Source organism: Neisseria sp. Marseille-Q1983 (genome assembly GCF_018224585.1).
Taxonomy (GTDB): domain Bacteria; phylum Pseudomonadota; class Gammaproteobacteria; order Burkholderiales; family Neisseriaceae; genus Neisseria; species Neisseria polysaccharea.
The window spans coordinates 1-15,165 of sequence record NZ_JAGTUI010000044.1 but is presented as its reverse complement, the minus strand read 5'-3'; the positions used below and the strand labels follow the sequence as shown (position 1 = coordinate 15,165).

11 protein-coding genes and 2 pseudogenes are annotated in these 15,165 nt (G+C 54.2%); 8 read left to right on the top strand and 5 right to left on the bottom strand.

The features are described 5' to 3' along the window. The first annotated feature begins 116 nt into the window (after positions 1-116). Both KEM39_RS09305 and KEM39_RS09300 read left to right on the top strand, forming a co-directional pair. A complete protein-coding gene (locus KEM39_RS09305; RefSeq protein ID WP_118997638.1) occupies positions 117-1,490 on the top strand; it encodes a DEAD/DEAH box helicase in 1,374 nt (457 codons plus the stop codon). A 179-nt stretch (positions 1,491-1,669) separates the two neighbouring features. Then, positions 1,670-2,908, top strand: coding sequence for an NAD(P)/FAD-dependent oxidoreductase (locus KEM39_RS09300; protein ID WP_211709877.1), 1,239 nt, complete (start codon positions 1,670-1,672; stop codon positions 2,906-2,908). Between the two features lie 72 nt (positions 2,909-2,980). Here the strand turns inward: KEM39_RS09300 and lysS are convergent, their stop codons facing one another. Both lysS and KEM39_RS09290 read right to left on the bottom strand, forming a co-directional pair. Beyond that, on the bottom strand, positions 2,981-4,492 hold the full coding sequence (gene lysS / locus KEM39_RS09295) for a lysine--tRNA ligase (protein ID WP_211709875.1): 1,512 nt from the start codon (positions 4,490-4,492) through the stop codon (positions 2,981-2,983). A 154-nt stretch (positions 4,493-4,646) separates the two neighbouring features. Then, entirely contained in the window at positions 4,647-5,900 is a 1,254-nt protein-coding gene (locus KEM39_RS09290; protein ID WP_025457551.1) for an NRAMP family divalent metal transporter, read from the bottom strand. A 316-nt stretch (positions 5,901-6,216) separates the two neighbouring features. On the opposite strand from KEM39_RS09290, the gene KEM39_RS09285 reads away from it, so the two are divergent. Next, positions 6,217-8,013: an aminopeptidase P family protein gene (locus KEM39_RS09285; RefSeq protein WP_118997641.1), complete on the top strand. Its 1,797-nt coding sequence runs from the start codon at positions 6,217-6,219 to the stop codon at positions 8,011-8,013. Positions 8,014-8,030: 17 nt separating this feature from the next. Next, positions 8,031-8,240, top strand: a complete 210-nt coding sequence (locus KEM39_RS09280; protein ID WP_139042313.1) for a hypothetical protein — start codon at positions 8,031-8,033, stop codon at positions 8,238-8,240. 466 nt (positions 8,241-8,706) lie between these two features. On the opposite strand, the gene pntB is transcribed toward KEM39_RS09280, so the two are convergent. The 3 genes from pntB to KEM39_RS09265 all read right to left on the bottom strand — a co-directional run bounded on the left by pntB (position 8,707) and on the right by KEM39_RS09265 (position 12,100). Then, a complete protein-coding gene (gene pntB / locus KEM39_RS09275) occupies positions 8,707-10,092 on the bottom strand; it encodes a Re/Si-specific NAD(P)(+) transhydrogenase subunit beta (protein ID WP_118997642.1) in 1,386 nt (461 codons plus the stop codon). A gap of 79 nt (positions 10,093-10,171) precedes the next feature. Beyond that, positions 10,172-10,555, bottom strand: a complete 384-nt coding sequence (locus KEM39_RS09270; protein ID WP_118997643.1) for an MAPEG family protein — start codon at positions 10,553-10,555, stop codon at positions 10,172-10,174. A gap of 3 nt (positions 10,556-10,558) precedes the next feature. Beyond that, on the bottom strand, positions 10,559-12,100 hold the full coding sequence (locus KEM39_RS09265) for a Re/Si-specific NAD(P)(+) transhydrogenase subunit alpha (RefSeq protein ID WP_211709873.1): 1,542 nt from the start codon (positions 12,098-12,100) through the stop codon (positions 10,559-10,561). 289 nt (positions 12,101-12,389) lie between these two features. Between KEM39_RS09265 and serB the strand changes: the two genes are divergently transcribed. The 4 genes and pseudogenes from serB to purH all read left to right on the top strand — a co-directional run. Further along, entirely contained in the window at positions 12,390-13,223 is an 834-nt protein-coding gene (serB, locus tag KEM39_RS09260; RefSeq protein WP_118997645.1) for a phosphoserine phosphatase SerB, read from the top strand. Between the two features lie 93 nt (positions 13,224-13,316). Beyond that, positions 13,317-14,126: a hypothetical protein gene (locus KEM39_RS09255; protein WP_025457546.1), complete on the top strand. Its 810-nt coding sequence runs from the start codon at positions 13,317-13,319 to the stop codon at positions 14,124-14,126. Further along, positions 14,126-14,260, top strand: a pseudogene (locus KEM39_RS09250) (chloride channel protein); the annotation flags it as partial. The gene KEM39_RS09255 and the pseudogene KEM39_RS09250, both read left to right, overlap by 1 nt. Before the next feature lie 164 nt (positions 14,261-14,424). Further along, positions 14,425-15,165, top strand: a pseudogene (gene purH, locus KEM39_RS09245) (bifunctional phosphoribosylaminoimidazolecarboxamide formyltransferase/IMP cyclohydrolase); the annotation flags it as partial.

The window sequence follows — 15,165 nt, the reverse complement described above, 5'->3', positions numbered from 1 at the left end:
TTGTACTGTCTGCGGCTTCGTCGCCTTGTCCTGATTTTTGTTAATCCACTATACTTTCCCCATCCTATCAGTTTCCCGCTTCAGACGGCATAAGGTCTGAAAGAAAGACTACAATCATGAGTAATCCATTTTCCTCTTTAGGTTTGGGTACGGAACTGGTTTCCGCACTCACGCTTCAAGGCTATGAAACCCCGACCCCCATTCAGACCGCAGCCATTCCGAAGGCACTGGCCGGACACGACCTGCTTGCCGCCGCCCAAACCGGCACGGGCAAAACCGCCGCCTTTATGCTGCCCTCGCTCGAACGCCTCAAACGTTACGCCACCGCCAGCACCTCGCCCGCGATGCACCCCGTGCGTATGCTCGTCCTCACCCCCACGCGCGAACTTGCCGACCAAATCGACCAAAACGTGCAGGGCTACATTAAAAATCTGCCGCTGCGGCATACCGTCTTGTTCGGCGGTATGAATATGGACAAACAGACCGCCGATTTGCGCGCCGGCTGCGAAATCGTCGTCGCCACCGTCGGACGGCTGCTCGACCACGTGAAACAGAAAAACATCCATTTGAACAAAGTCGAAATCGTCGTTTTGGACGAAGCCGACCGTATGCTGGATATGGGATTTATCGACGACATCCGCAAAATCATGCAGATGCTGCCCAAACAACGCCAAACCCTGCTCTTTTCCGCCACCTTCTCCGCTCCGATACGCAAACTGGCGCAAGACTTCATGAATGCGCCTGAAACCGTCGAAGTCGCCGCGCAAAACACCACCAACGCCAACGTCGAACAACACATCATCGCCGTCGATACCTTCCAAAAGCGCAACCTGCTCGAACGGCTGATTGTCGATCTGCATATGAACCAGGTCATCGTGTTCTGCAAAACCAAACAAAGCGTCGACCGCGTAACGCGCGAACTGGTGCGCCGCAACCTGTCCGCACAGGCGATACACGGCGACCGTTCCCAACAAAGCCGGCTCGAAACGCTCAACGCCTTCAAAGACGGCAGCCTGCGCGTCCTCGTCGCCACCGACATCGCCGCGCGCGGGCTGGACATTGCCGAACTGCCCTTCGTCATCAATTACGAAATGCCCGCCCAGCCCGAAGACTACGTCCACCGCATCGGGCGCACGGGGCGTGCCGGCGCGGACGGCGTGGCGATTTCCCTGATGGACGAATCCGAACAGAAAATGTTTGAAGCCATTAAAGAACTGACCGGCAACAAGCTGCTCATCGAACGCATCGAAGGCTTCGAGCCGCAATGGTGGGAACAGGGTGGCGCAAAACCGGAAAAAACCGGCACAAGCGAACCGAAACAGCGCAACCGCTATGAGTCCGCCAAAGCGCAGCGCGAAAAAAACACCCGGCCGGAAAATGCGGCAAACGATGCGGGCGCGGCCTGCGGGAAAATTGCCGGACGCAGCCGCCGAAGCCGCCGGGAACACCGGACCTGCGCCCTGCTCCAACCGCGTTACGGCGTAAAATAGCCCTGAAAATCAAATGCCGTCTGAACATTTCCCGTTTCAGACGGCATTTTTCAAACCGGACTGACGCATTGGGAGCAACCGCCCATACCGGATAAATTTCTTCCGCAAACAGTTTCAGACGGCATTTGCTGCCTGTACAATATCATTTCCTTTTCCACTCAAACCATCAGGATTTCCCAATGTCCACCCAATTCGATGTCGCCGTAATCGGCGCAGGTCCGGCAGGTTCGGTCGCATCCGCCCTGCTCCGCAAAAAAGGTTATCAAGTCTGCGTGTTGGAAAAACAGCACTTTCCGCGCTTCGTCATCGGCGAAAGCCTGCTGCCGCACTGTATGGAAATGCTGGAAGAAGCCGGATTTGCCGATGCCGTGCGCGCCGAGCCCGGCTTTCAGTTGAAAAACGGCGCAGCGTTTTCGTGGGGCAGCCGTTATACCGAATTCGATTTCACCGATAAATTTTCAGACGGCCCCGGCACGACTTATCAAGTGCGCCGCGCCGTGTTCGATAAAATCCTGATTGGCGAAGCCGCCAAACAAGGCGTTGAAGTACGTTTCGGGCACGGCGTAACCGCGTTCGACAACAGCGGCGATTTTGCCCGCTTGAACATCGAAACCGACACCGGCGAGAGCTATGAACTGACCGCGAAATTCGTCTTGGACGCAAGCGGTTACGGACGCGTGCTGCCGCGCCTGCTGGATTTGGAAACGCCCTCGCACCTGCCGCCGCGCCAAGCGCATTTCACGCACATCGACGACAACATCACCAACCCGAAATTCGACCGCAACAAAATCCTGATTACCACCCATCCGCAACACCGCGACGTGTGGATTTGGCTGATTCCCTTCGGCGACAACCGCTGTTCCGTCGGCGTGGTCGGCACGCCCGACAAACTTGTCGGCGAATCGGAAACGGTGTTGAAAAAATTTGTTTACGAATGCCCTATGCTGAACGAAATTCTGGACAAAGCCGTTTGGGAAAACGATTTTCCGTTCCGCTCCATCCAAGGCTATTCCGCCAATGTGAAATCGCTGCACGGCAGGCATTTCGCGCTATTGGGCAATGCCGCCGAGTTCCTCGATCCCGTGTTCTCGTCGGGCGTAACCATCGCGCTGCACTCCGCCAAACTGGCTGCCGATTTATTAGCGAAGCAGCTTGAAGGCGGCACGGCGGATTGGGATACTGAGTTTGCCGAACCCTTGATGATCGGCGTGGACACATTCCGCACCTATGTGGACGGTTGGTACGATTTCCGCTTCCAAAACGTCGTGTACGCGCCCGACCGCAGCCCGGAAATCAGCCGTATGCTTTCTTCGATTTTGGCAGGCTACGCGTGGGATACCGAAAACCCGTTCGTGGCGAAATCCGAACAACGCCTGACTGCCTTGTCAGAATGGGTCGGTCAGTTAGAAACCGAATAAATCCTGCCATACAAAATGCCGTCTGAATCCAATCGGGTTCAGACGGCATTTCTATTTAAACTGTTTTTATGATTACTCGGGACGCATCTGCGGAAACAGAATCACATCGCGGATGGTTTGCGAATCGGTCAGCAGCATCACTAAGCGGTCGATACCGATACCGCAACCGCCGGTCGGCGGCAAACCGAATTCCATCGCGCGGATGTAGTCGGCATCGTAGTGCATCGCTTCGTCGTCGCCCGCGTCTTTTTGCGCCACTTGCGCTTTGAAGCGTTCGGCTTGGTCTTCGGGGTCGTTCAACTCGGAATAGCCGTTTGCCAGTTCGCGCCCGACAACGAAAAGCTCGAATCGTTCGGTCAGACCTTGTTTCGTATCCGAAGCGCGCGCCAACGGGGAAACTTCGACCGGGTAATCGACAATAAAGGTCGGATTCCACAGTTTGCCCTCGGCGCAACCTTCAAACAGGGCGAGTTGCAGGCTGCCGATGCCCGGGGACGGCGGCAGGCTTTCGCCGTGTTTGACGATTTCTTTTTTCAGCCATTCCGCATCGTTCAACTGCTCGTCGGTGTAGTGCGGATTGTATTTTTTGATGGCTTCGAGAATGGTCAGGCGCTCAAACGGGCTTTCCAAATCGACTTCTTTGCCGTTGTAAGTAATGTTTGCCGTGCCGTTGACCGTGCGCGATGCGTTGCGGATGATGTCTTCCGCCATCTGCATCATGCGTTCGTAGTCGGAGAAGGCTTCGTAGAATTCAATCATGGTGAATTCGGGGTTGTGGCGAACGGACATGCCTTCGTTACGGAAGCTGCGGTTGATTTCAAACACGCGTTCCAAACCGCCGACCACCAAGCGTTTCAGATACAGCTCGGGGGCGATACGCAAATAAAGCGGAATATCTAAGGCATTGTGGTGGGTAACGAAGGGTTTTGCCGTCGCGCCGCCGGGAATCGGGTGCATCATCGGGGTTTCGACTTCGAGATAATGCTCGCCCACCATAAAATTACGCACGGATTGGATGATTTGGCTGCGTTTGATGAAGGTGTTGCGCGATTCTTCGTTGGCAATCAAATCGACGTAGCGTTGACGGTATTTGGTTTCCTGATCGCTCAAGCCTTTGTGTTTGTCCGGCAGCGGACGCAGTGATTTGGACAGCAGGCGGATGTCGGATACGCGCACGGTCAATTCGCCGTGGTTGGTTTTGAACAAAGTACCTTCCGCGCCGACGATGTCGCCCAAGTCCCAGTGGTTGAAGTCGTCCAAAACTTCTTGGCTCACGCCTTTGTTGTTCAAATAAAGCTGGATTTGACCGGTAACGTCTTGAATGGTGGCGAAGCTGGCTTTGCCCATTTGACGTTTGAGCATCATGCGGCCGGCCACTTTGACGGGAATGCCTTGCGGGTCGAGTTCTTCTTTGCTGATTTCGCCGTATTGGGCGTGCAAATCGGCGGCAAAGCTGTCGCGTTTGAAATCGTTAGGGTAGGCGTTGCGCTGTTGGCGGATATTGTGCAGTTTTTCGCGGCGCAGGGCGATGATTTGGTTTTCGTCCAACTGCGGCTCGGTTTGCGGATGGTTTTGTTCGCTCATGGTATTTTCCGAAAAAATAAATCAGGCGCAATCTGTTTCAGACGACCTGATTGAATCACAAAATTTGCGCATATTTTACGCGATGTCGGTGTTTTTTTCTAGGAAAGGGCAATGCCGTCTGAAAATATTACAGACGGCATTCAGATTTTGAAACCTATGCCAAAAGTCCGCTAAGGTTCAACAGGAACAAAACGGCAAATCCGGTCAGGTAGAGCAAGCCGACAATGGCAAGAAAATTCATACCGGCGGTAAGCTTGTGCCGTTTGTCTCCTTTGACCAGGCGGTAGTTGAGCCAGGCAAACACAGGGGCGGACACAAAGGCGGCAATCATGGCAAATTTGAGCAGATTCGCCATTACGCCGTCAAACCAGAAAATCACCGCCAAACCGCTGCCCGCCACCCAAATATTCCAGGCAAAGAGTTCGGCGTTGCCGGTTTTCTCACTGCCGCGCAGCAGGCGCACAGGTTCTGCAATGGCGCGTGCATAACCGTCAACAACGGTAATCGTCGTACCGTACATGCAGGCAAAAGCGATAAACGCCACCAGCGGACGCGACCAGTCGCCGATGGTTACCGCATACATATTGATCAGTTGTCCGATATATTTGCCGCCGGCCATCTGCACTTCTTCACCGTTGCCGTATTGCACGTACGCACCCAGGGCAAGGAAGACGACGGCAAGCACGGCACTGGTGATGTAACCGACGTTGAAATCAAAAATCCCGTCATGATAAGAGGAAGGTTGGAGACGCTGTTTCTCCGTAACCCACAAAGAATTGATGGCGGAAATTTCAATCGGCGCAGGCATCCAGCCCATCAGCGCGATCAGGAAGCCCAAACCGGCAAGCGTCCACGGTGTCGGCTCGATAAAATCGGGTTTCATCTGCATACCGCGCGACATGGCGATACCGGCGGCGGCAACCGTGGCAACCGTCAGGCTGACGATGATGATTTTGGAAACATTGTCCAAAGCCTTGTAGCGTCCGCTCGCTAGGATAATCAGGCAGGAAGCCATAATCAGCGCGGAGATTGCGCCGATACCCAGTGTCAGCGAGGGAATCGCCATTTTAACGATGGCGGCGGTTACGATGGCAACCGCACCCGCGTTAATCGTCGCGGCAGCAATACACAAAATCAAAAAGACCCACAGGTAGATGCGGCTTTTCTCCGCATAACCTTCAATCAGGCTTTTACCCGTATCCAGCGTGTAATGCGCGCTGAAGCGGAAAAACGGGTATTTGAAGAGGTTGGTTAGGACGATAATCAACGCGAGCTGCCAGCCGTAAAGCGCACCTGCCTGTGTGGAGGCAATCAGGTGCGAACCGCCGACTGCCGCCGATGCCATCATAATACCCGGCCCCAATGCATTGATTTTACTTTTCCAAGTCGAAATATGTTGTTCGGACATGATTTTTCCGTATTGCTGATATAAAAATGCGTATTTTAACGTAATCTAAATACACACCAAACTGGCTTATTGAAACTTTACACCCTAATATTCCTGATTTTTCCCAATTATTTTCAGAAAAACATGCAATATGGCATTTTATGCCTGAAAGTTTACAACAAATAGCCTTGCATCGCTTTTTACCGTACAAAATATACTTTCAAACCCCTGAACGCGTTTTGCAGTCGGCAAACGATTTGATAAGATGGTTACGTTTCCCCAGCCGGTACGCCGCCATGCCGTCTGAAACCTTACACTTTCTCTGGAGAATCCGTTCATGAATACCGTATCGAATTACCTGTCCGCATTGCGCGAAGCCATGAAGGCGCAAGGCTTGGACGCACTCGTCATCCCTTCCGCCGACCCCCACCTGTCCGAATACCTGCCCGAGCATTGGCAGGCGCGGCGCGAATTGTCGGGCTTTACCGGCTCGGTCGGCACATTCGTCATTACCGCCGATGAAGCGGGCGTATGGGTGGACAGCCGCTATTGGGAACAAGCCACCAAACAGCTTTCCGGCAGCGGCATTGAGCTGCAAAAAAGCGGTCAAGTGCCGCCGTACAACGAATGGCTCGCGGCAAATCTGCCCGAAAACGCCGCCGTCGGCATCCCTTCCGATATGGTGTCGCTCACCGGCAAACGCACTTTGGCGCAATCCCTGACCGCCAAAAACATCCGCATCGAACACCCCGACGATCTGCTTGACCAAGTGTGGACAAGCCGTCCTGCTATCCCCGCCGAAACCGTGTTCATCCACGACCCCGCCTACGTCTCCGAAACCGCCGCCGAGAAACTCGCCCGCGTGCGCGCAGTTATGGCGGAAAAAGGCGCGGATTACCACTTGGTTTCCTCGCTTGACGACATCGCCTGGCTGACCAACCTGCGCGGCAGCGATGTGCCTTTCAACCCTGTTTTCGTGTCCTTCCTGCTTATCGGCAAAGACAACGCCGTCCTGTTTACCGAACAATGCCGTCTGAACGCCGAAGCCGCCGCCGCGCTGCAAACCGCCGGCATCACGGTCGAACCTTACGCCCAAGTTGCCGACAAACTCGCGCAAATCGGCGGCGCGCTGCTCATCGAGCCGAACAAAACCGCCGTCAGCACCCTCGTGCGCCTGCCCGAAAGCATGCACCTGATTGAAGGCATCAACCCGTCCACCTTTTTCAAATCCGTCAAATCTGAAGCCGACATCGCCCATATCCGCGAAGCGATGGAACACGACGGCGCGGCGTTGTGCGGTTTCTTCGCCGAGTTTGAAGACATCATCGGCAACGGCGGCAGCCTGACCGAAATCGACGTGGACACCATGCTTTATCGCCACCGCAGCGTGCGCCCAGGCTTCATTTCATTGAGTTTCGACACCATCGCAGGCTTCAACGCCAACGGTGCCCTGCCGCATTACAGCGCAACGCCCGAAAGCCACAGCACCATCAGCGGCAACGGGCTGCTGCTCATCGACTCCGGCGCGCAATACAAAGGCGGCACGACCGACATCACCCGCGTCGTCCCTGTCGGCACACCCACCGCCGAACAAAAACGCGACAACACCCTCGTTCTCAAAGCCCATATCGCGCTTGCCGAAGCCGTGTTCCCCGAAAACATCCCCTCACCACTGATAGACGCGATTTGCCGCAAACCCCTGTGGCAGGCGCAATGCGACTACGGCCACGGCACCGGACACGGCGTAGGCTATTTCCTCAACGTCCACGAAGGCCCGCAGCGTATCGCCTTCGCCGCCCCCGCCGCGCCCGAAACCGCGATGAAAAAAGGCATGGTTACCTCCATCGAACCCGGACTCTACCGCCCGGGAAAATGGGGCATCCGCATTGAAAACCTCGCCACCAACCAAGCCGTCGCCGACCCGCAGGAAACCGAATTCGGCAGCTTCCTCTGTTTTGAAACCCTGACCCTCTGCCCCATCGATACACGCCTGATGGACACCGCCCTCATGACCGACGGCGAAATCGAGTGGATCGACCGCTACCACGCCGAAGTCCGCCGCCGCCTCGAGCCGCTGACCGAAGGCGCGGCAAAAGCGTGGCTGATCAAACGCACCGAACCGCTGGCGCGTTAAACGGCACGGCGCAAAAAATGCCGTCTGAAGGCCCTTCAGACGGCATTTGCTTCCCAAAACATCCCGCACCGTTTTCATCTTGCCGCAAGCAAATACCAATCCGTTTTGTGGCAAATGCACAAAAAGCCCGATGCCGTCTGAAACCCCAAACAGGCTTCAGACGGCATTTATCGCGGATGAAAACAGAAAATACCCATATCGTTATTCCCGCAAAAGCAGTTTCGTAGGGCGGGCTTCAGCCCACCAACTCCCACCATCTTCATCCTAAAATCCCGTCATTCCCGCGAAAGTGGGAATCCGATTTGTTCGGTTTCAGTTTTTTTGAGATTTTGGATAACTTTTAAACCGTCCTTACCGCCTACGCGGGAATGACGAGATTTCAGGTTTCTGTTTTTGACTTTCTGTTTTTGCGGGAATAACGAATTTCAAAGTTACGGTGTTATTAAAAGGTTGTGTTTTAGTAATCTGTTGATTTCAATTATTTACAAGGGAAAAAACAATTATTTTTTCGGTTAGGAAGAAACCTATCCTGTTGAATACATTGAAACCAAATACGCCTATCAACAATATATTAAAATACAGCCTATTAAAAAACAGGAATCTCTCCACCACCATTCCTACCTTCGCAAAATAGCGCAAAATGCCGTCTGAAACCCGTGTTCCCGGGTTTCAGACGGCATTGCGCCATGCGGATTATTTTTTCAGTTCGGACAGAATGTCATCCACGGTTTTCTTCGCATCTCCGAAACACATTACGCTGTTTTCGTTGAAGAACAGCGGGTTTTGTACACCTGCGTAGCCGGTGTTCATCGAGCGTTTGAAGACGACGACTTCTTTTGCCTTCCACACTTCCAACACGGGCATACCCGCAATCGGACTGTTCGGGTCGGTTTGGGCGGCGGGGTTGACGGTGTCGTTCGCACCAATCACTAAGACCACATCGGTTTCGGGGAAGTCGTCGTTGATTTCGTCCATTTCCAAAACGATGTCGTAGGGGACTTTGGCTTCGGCGAGCAGTACGTTCATATGACCGGGCAGACGGCCGGCGACGGGGTGGATGCCGAAGCGCACTTCTGTGCCGTTTTTACGTAAAAGCTCGGTGATTTCGGCAACGGGGTATTGCGCCTGTGCGACTGCCATGCCGTAGCCCGGGGTGATGATGACGCTGTTTGCGCCTTTCAGCATTTCGGCAACATCGGCAGCTTTGACTTCTCGGTATTCCCCTATCTCTTGGCTGCCGGAAGATAATGTGCCGCTGTCGCTGCCGAAACCGCCGGCGATTACCGAGACAAACGAGCGGTTCATGGCTTTGCACATAATGTAGGACAGAATCGCGCCGCTTGAGCCGACCAGCGCGCCGGTAACGATGAGCAGGTCGTTGGAGAGCATAAAGCCTGCCGCTGCGGCCGCCCAGCCGGAGTAGGAGTTGAGCATGGACACGACCACGGGCATATCTGCGCCGCCGATGGAGGCAACCAAGTGCCAGCCGAATGCGAGGGCAATCAGGGTCATAATCAGCAGGATGAAGCCGCTGCCGTCAATGCCGACAAATACGAGCAGCAACACAAACGATACGCCAAGTGCCAGTGCGTTGAGCTTGTGTTTGGCGGGCAGTTGCAGCGGGCTGCTGCTGATTTTGCCGTTGAGCTTGCCGAATGCGACCAGTGAGCCGGTAAAGGTTACTGCGCCGATGAAAATGCCCAAATAGACTTCGACCAGATGGATGGTGTGCATATCGTGCGAAACGTTGCCCGACTCGATGTAGCTGTTGAAGCCGACCAAAACGGCTGCCAAGCCGACGAAGCTGTGCAGCAGGGCAATCAGTTCGGGCATTTCGGTCATTTCTACTTTTTTGGCTTTGTAGATGCCGATTGCCGCTCCGATGAGCATGGCGATGATGATCCAGCCCAGTCCATGGGTATTGTCGGAAAAGACCGTTACGAAGAGGGCGACCGCCATACCGGCGATACCGGAAGAACAGCCCTGTTTGGCGGTTTCCTGCTTGGACAGCCCCGCCAGTGAGAAGATGAATAAAATTGCGGCAACGATATACGCCGCTGTTACGAGTCCTGAAGACATAGAAATTCTCCGATTTTCGATGATTTGTTTTCAATGCCGTCTGAAAAATTGACGTTCGTGTTTTCAGACGGCATCTGTTTCAAGCAGCCACGACAAACAGCCCGACGGTGCAGACAAATCCGCCCGCCCACATCAGCGAGCGCAATGCTGCTTTGTCGGCGATATAGCACCAGATAAAGGCGAGGCGGAACAGGATGAACAATCCGGCAAGCGTGTTGACGGCCGATTGCGCCGCATTGCCGGTTGCGTGTGCCGTCAAAACGGCGGCGGCAAACGGTGCAAAGACTTCAAAACCGTTTTGCTGCGCGGCGTGGGCACGGGCGGCTGCGCCTTGCGTATGCGCCAGAAAATCGCGCGGATTGTGGTTGTCTTTAAACCGGAATCCGCCCGCTTTTTTGGCATACGCCGCACAAAAAAGCGGCAATAGGTAGGCAATCAGAATACACCAATAGGCGAAAGTCATGGCTTACCCTTTCTTAAACATATTCAGCATACGCCGTGTTACCGCAAAGCCGCCGAAGATATTGATGCTGGCAATCAGGATGGCGATGAACGCAAGCAGGGTAACGAAACCGTTGCCTTGGCTGATTTGCAGCAGTGCGCCGACGACGATGATGCCGGAAATCGCGTTGGTCACGGACATCAGCGGGGTATGCAGCGAGTGGCTGACGTTCCAGACGACATAGTAGCCGATGACGCAGGCGAGGACGAACACGATAAAGTGGTTCAAGAATGCTGCGGGTGCAACCGCGCCGACCCACAGTACCAATACGGCGACAATGACGGCGGGCGCGAGTTTTTTCCACAGGGGAACGGGTTTCGGCTCGGGCTTGGCTGCAGGCGCGGCTTTTTCAGACGGCGTTTGCTGCGGCTGGGCGGAGACTTGAATCGGCGGAGGCGGGAAGGTGATTTCGCCGTCGCGGGTAACGGTCATGTTGCGGATAATCACGTCTTCGAAGTCCAGCGTGATTTCGCCGTCTTTGTTCGGGCTTAACAGCTTGGTCAGGTTCACCAAGTTGGTGGCGTAAAGCTGGGAAGACTGTCCGGCAAGGCGGTTTGCCATGTCGGTGTAGCCGATGATTTTCACGCCGTTGTCGGTTACGAACAATTCGCCCGGGCGGGTGAGTTCGCAGTTGCCGCCCGTCGCCGCCGCTAAATCGACGATGACGGAGCCGGATTTCATGCTTTCCACCATTTCTTTGGTAATCAGCTTGGGCGCGGGTTTGCCCGGAATGGCGGCGGTGGTGATGATGATGTCCACTTCTTTCGCCTGTTCGGCAAAGAGCTTCATCTCGGCGGCGATAAATTCGTCGCTCATCACTTTGGCGTAGCCGTCTCCGCTGCCGCCCGATTCTTGCGGGAAGTCGAGTTTCAGAAACTTACCGCCCATCGATTCGATTTGTTCCGCCACTTCCAAGCGGGTATCGAATGCGCGCACCACTGCGCCGAGCGAGTTTGCCGTACCGATCGCCGCCAAACCTGCCACACCTGCGCCAATCACCAAAACCTGCGCGGGCGGCACTTTGCCTGCGGCAGTAATTTGACCGGTGAAGAAACGCCCGAAGGCGTTGGCGGCTTCAATCACGGCGCGGTAGCCGCTGATGTTTGCCATCGAAGACAAAGCGTCCAAAGCCTGCGCGCGCGAAATGCGGGGCACCATGTCCATCGCCAGCGCGTTGACTTTCTTGGCGCGCAAGGCTTCGACCAAAGCCTCGTTTTGGCGCGGCCACAGGAAGCTGACGATGGTTTGACCTTCGTTCAAAAGCGGCAGCTCGCCTTCGGACGGCGCATTGACCTTATAAATCAAAGGGCAGGCCCAAACCGTCGCCTTGTCGGCAACGGTCGCGCCTGCTGTTTGGTAAGCGGCATCGTCCAAACTTGCCGCCAAACCTGCACCGCTTTCGACAACGGTTTCAAAGCCCAGTTTGCCCAGCAGGGCGACGGTGGCGGGCGTGCAGGCGACACGGGTTTCGCCGGATAATGACTCGCGTGGGATACCGATTTTCATCTCTGAATCCTTTTTCGGGTTGTTTATATGTATCGTGGGTTAAATTTAAATCGTGGCGGGGCGGAGCAACGCCGTACCGGTTTAAAGCCGACTCACTTCAAATGTTAATATATTTTAGATAATCCCCTTATAACGAATTTTCATCAGGCTGGCAATAGTTGCGGCATTTTCCCGTGTTGTCCGACACATACTGCCGTTTGCGTTTGAAGTCATTTTCCGATTGCAGTCCCGCCCGCCGTAACATTCTTTGCCGTTTCACTATATAATCCGCATTTTTTGAGCCGCCTTTATGCCGCACGCCCTCGTCCTCCAATTTCCCTCCACCGAAGCCCTGCCTTCCGACTTCTCCTCCCGCCTGCCCGAACCTGATTGCGCCGATGAAAAGCGTATGCGTTTTATTGTTGAAGAAGGGTTTTCTTTAAGCGAAAAAGACGCGGCGTTGCTTGGCAGCCGTCAAATCGACCACGCCGTGTTGCCGGATATGGATTTCGGTGAACTCGGTTTGATTGTCAGCGATATGGATTCGACGCTGATTACCATCGAATGCGTCGATGAAATTGCGGCAGGCGTGGGTTTAAAAGACAAGGTAGCGGAAATTACCGAGCGTTCGATGCGCGGAGAGTTGGATTTCGAGCAGTCGTTGCGCAGCCGCGTTGCGCTGTTGGCGGGATTGGACGAACAGATTTTGGCGGACGTTTATGAAAACGTTTTGAAGCTCTCGCCCGGTGCGGAATTTTTGTTGGACGAATGCAAAAGGCACGATGTGAAATTCCTGCTGGTGTCGGGCGGCTTCACGTTTTTTACCGAAAGGCTACAACAACGCCTCGGCTTCGAATACCAGCACGCCAATGTTTTGGAAATTGAAAACGGCAGGTTGACCGGCCGTCTGAAAGGCAGAATCATCGACGCGCAGGTAAAGGCGGATTTATTGCGCGAATACCGCGGCCGCCTCGGATTGCAGCCGCATCAGGTGTTGGCGATGGGAGATGGTGCGAACGATATTCCGATGCTCAAAGAAGCGGGCATAGGCGTGGCTTACCGCGCCAAACCGAAAGCGCAGGCAGCCGCCGATGCCTGTATCAATTTCGGCGGTTTGGAGCGTGTACGCGGCCTGTTCGGATAGGCGGATAGGAAACGGATGCTGTCTGAAAACCGTGTTCGGAAGACTTGAAGCGGGCGGTATCTTTTTTCAATAAAACATTTTAGGAAAATTTCTATGAAACGCATTATCTCCCTATTTTTGCTTGCCTGCCCTGTCTTGGTGTCGGCTGCACCCGATAACGATAAAGCCGCCTTACAGGCAGTTATTGCCAAATATTACAACCGACCGCTTGCCGCGCACAAATGCTGGCTCGCCAAGCCGCCGAAAGACAGCGGAACAGTATCTGACAATATTATGTATTGCATGAAACCCGTTGCCGATCATACCGTAACGCGCAACGGCAAAGCCACGCGCTATGTGTTATACACGGGTTTTGCCTACGATATGCAACAAAAAGTAAAACAGGGCGCGCACGCTTCTTCGGGTCTGGCGGAATTGTTTGTTTTGGAGAAAGCAGACGGAGAGTGGGCAATCAAACAGCACGGAAAAGATGAAATCGGCGCATGGGGCGAGCCGCCGGAGAATAAGGAATGGAAGTTTGTTCAGGTGGGCGCGCAAAACTGGGGCTATGTTGCCGAATCAAGTTATACAAGCACAGGCTCAACTTCAACCTCACAAAATTTCCTGTTTACCGATGATAGCAACCGTGTCCGCAAAAGCTTAATTGTCAGCGGTGATGATAACGGCGGTTTTTTTGGCGATTGCAATGAATTGAAAGGGCGCGAAAAACGCCTTTGCGAAGACGCGTTTGTCAGCCTGGAGGCCGAAATTACTTTTGACAAAAGCCGTCCTGCCGTATCCGGCGTATGGGCGTTGACTGCAAAACTCAGCGGCGTATCAGGAAAGAAAAAATATAAAAATCAAAAATATGTGATTCCATACAACGGCAAAACCCACGTCGTCCCAAAAAACTACGGATTATAGTTTCCCTCAATATGCCCCTGACCGCCACCGTCTTTATTTTGGAACTGACCTACGCCCCCGCCGCTTTGTTGATGCCTTTATGTACGGGTATGGCGGGCGCGGTATGGACGGCAAGGAAAATGGGATGTAAATAACCGAAAGGCAAAATGCCGTCTGAAACCGGTTTTCAGACGGCATTTCTTTGTAAATTGTCAACAATATCTGCAAAAACCTACTGCCAAAAAACTGAAAATAGCGGATAATACCGCCCCGAAAAAGTTCCCCTTTCCCCATCCAACTGTCAGAAAAGGAAGCCCCAATGTCCGTTATCAAACGCGCCCTGATCAGCCTGTCCGACAAGACGGGCGCAGTCGAATTTGCCCAAACCCTGACCAAGCTCGGTGTCGAAATCCTCTCTACCGGCGGCACGGCGAAGCTGCTTGCCGATGCGGGCGTTCCCGTGATTGAAGTTGCCGACTACACCGGTTTCCCCGAAATGCTCGACGGCCGCGTGAAAACCCTGCATCCGAAAATCCACGGCGGTATTTTGGGCCGGCGCGATTTGGACGAACACGTCGCCAAGATGGAAGAACACGGCATCGGCAATATCGACCTCGTGTGCGTCAACCTTTACCCCTTCGCCGCCACCATCGCCAAACCAAACTGCACACTGGAAGACGCGATTGAAAACATCGACATCGGCGGCCCGACCATGGTGCGCTCTGCCGCGAAAAACTGGAAACACGTCGCCATCGTTACTGACACAGCCGATTTCCCGGCCATAGCTGCCGAACTCGAAGCCAACAACGGCGCATTGAGCGACAAAACCCGTTTCAACCTCTCACGCAAAGCATTCAGCCACACCGCCCAATACGACGGCATGATTTCCAACTACCTGACCTCGCTTTCAGACGACGTCTTGAGCGGCCAGCCCCAAATCGGCGAATTCCCAAGCCAGTTCAACCAAAGCTGGATCAAAGTGCAAGACATGCGCTACGGCGAAAACCCGCACCAACGCGCCGCGTTCTACCGCGATATTGACCCCGCCGCAGGCAGCCTT

Coding starts and splice junctions, on each gene's coding strand:
- KEM39_RS09290 (WP_025457551.1), bottom strand. CDS start 5,900: ATGTCCGAACAACATATTTCGACTTGGAAAAGTAAAATCAATGCATTG.
- KEM39_RS09305 (WP_118997638.1), top strand. CDS start 117: ATGAGTAATCCATTTTCCTCTTTAGGTTTGGGTACGGAACTGGTTTCC.
- KEM39_RS09265 (WP_211709873.1), bottom strand. CDS start 12,100: ATGAAAATCGGTATCCCACGCGAGTCATTATCCGGCGAAACCCGTGTC.
- serB (WP_118997645.1), top strand. CDS start 12,390: ATGCCGCACGCCCTCGTCCTCCAATTTCCCTCCACCGAAGCCCTGCCT.
- KEM39_RS09300 (WP_211709877.1), top strand. CDS start 1,670: ATGTCCACCCAATTCGATGTCGCCGTAATCGGCGCAGGTCCGGCAGGT.
- lysS (WP_211709875.1), bottom strand. CDS start 4,492: ATGAGCGAACAAAACCATCCGCAAACCGAGCCGCAGTTGGACGAAAAC.
- KEM39_RS09285 (WP_118997641.1), top strand. CDS start 6,217: ATGAATACCGTATCGAATTACCTGTCCGCATTGCGCGAAGCCATGAAG.
- pntB (WP_118997642.1), bottom strand. CDS start 10,092: ATGTCTTCAGGACTCGTAACAGCGGCGTATATCGTTGCCGCAATTTTA.
- KEM39_RS09280 (WP_139042313.1), top strand. CDS start 8,031: ATGCCGTCTGAAGGCCCTTCAGACGGCATTTGCTTCCCAAAACATCCC.
- KEM39_RS09270 (WP_118997643.1), bottom strand. CDS start 10,555: ATGACTTTCGCCTATTGGTGTATTCTGATTGCCTACCTATTGCCGCTT.
- KEM39_RS09255 (WP_025457546.1), top strand. CDS start 13,317: ATGAAACGCATTATCTCCCTATTTTTGCTTGCCTGCCCTGTCTTGGTG.